7 tRNA genes are annotated in these 722 nt (G+C 51.0%); all 7 read left to right on the top strand.

Annotation, left to right across the window (positions count from 1 at the left end):
* Window positions 1–5 precede the first annotated feature (5 nt).
* The 7 genes from ACTHUE_RS19675 (at window position 6) to ACTHUE_RS19645 (ending at window position 692) form a co-directional block, all read left to right on the top strand.
* A tRNA-Gly gene (locus tag ACTHUE_RS19675) sits at window positions 6–81 on the top strand.
* A gap of 34 nt (window positions 82–115) precedes the next feature.
* Window positions 116–191: transfer RNA gene (locus ACTHUE_RS19670), tRNA-Gly, on the top strand.
* A gap of 24 nt (window positions 192–215) precedes the next feature.
* Window positions 216–291: transfer RNA gene (locus ACTHUE_RS19665), tRNA-Gly, on the top strand.
* A 21-nt stretch (window positions 292–312) separates the two neighbouring features.
* Window positions 313–388: transfer RNA gene (locus tag ACTHUE_RS19660), tRNA-Gly, on the top strand.
* A 31-nt stretch (window positions 389–419) separates the two neighbouring features.
* Window positions 420–493, top strand: a tRNA-Cys gene (locus tag ACTHUE_RS19655).
* A gap of 10 nt (window positions 494–503) precedes the next feature.
* Window positions 504–581 (top strand) — tRNA-Cys (locus ACTHUE_RS19650).
* Between the two features lie 21 nt (window positions 582–602).
* Window positions 603–692, top strand: a tRNA-Leu gene (locus ACTHUE_RS19645).
* Window positions 693–722 lie beyond the last annotated feature (30 nt).

The following is a 722-nucleotide window of genomic DNA, read 5'->3' as shown; positions in this document are numbered from 1 at the left end:
TCAGAGCGGGAATAGCTCAGTTGGTAGAGCGCAACCTTGCCAAGGTTGAGGTCGCGAGTTCGAGACTCGTTTCCCGCTCCATTCTGATTACTTGTTGATTGTTCTTTTTCAATATGCGGGAATAGCTCAGTTGGTAGAGCGCAACCTTGCCAAGGTTGAGGTCGCGAGTTCGAGACTCGTTTCCCGCTCCAGTTTAATTTCAGATGCACTCAAATGCGGGAATAGCTCAGTTGGTAGAGCGCAACCTTGCCAAGGTTGAGGTCGCGAGTTCGAGACTCGTTTCCCGCTCCATTAAATCATGCATCCGAATACGCGGGAATAGCTCAGTTGGTAGAGCGCAACCTTGCCAAGGTTGAGGTCGCGAGTTCGAGACTCGTTTCCCGCTCCAGTTTCATACTACAACACTCAAACGTAGTTTTGGCGAGATAGCAAAGTGGTTATGCAGCGGATTGCAAATCCGTCTACGCCGGTTCGATTCCGACTCTCGCCTCCATCCCTTTCATGGCGGGGTGGCAGAGTGTTTATGCTATAAGGGGTGCAACCCTTATACAGGCCGGTTCAAATCCGCGCCCCCGCCTCCAATTTCTCAATTTACTGTCTACGCCCGGGTGGTGAAATAGGTAGACACAACGGACTTAAAATCCGTCGGCCCTAAACCGGCCGTGCCGGTTCGATTCCGGCTCCGGGCACCAATAAATATCTGAATTTATTGAAAAACCTAA

The organism is Neisseria sp. P0021.S005, from assembly GCF_051956955.1.
Note: the sequence above shows the minus strand (reverse complement) of the source record. Positions and strands in the feature narration are given on the sequence as shown.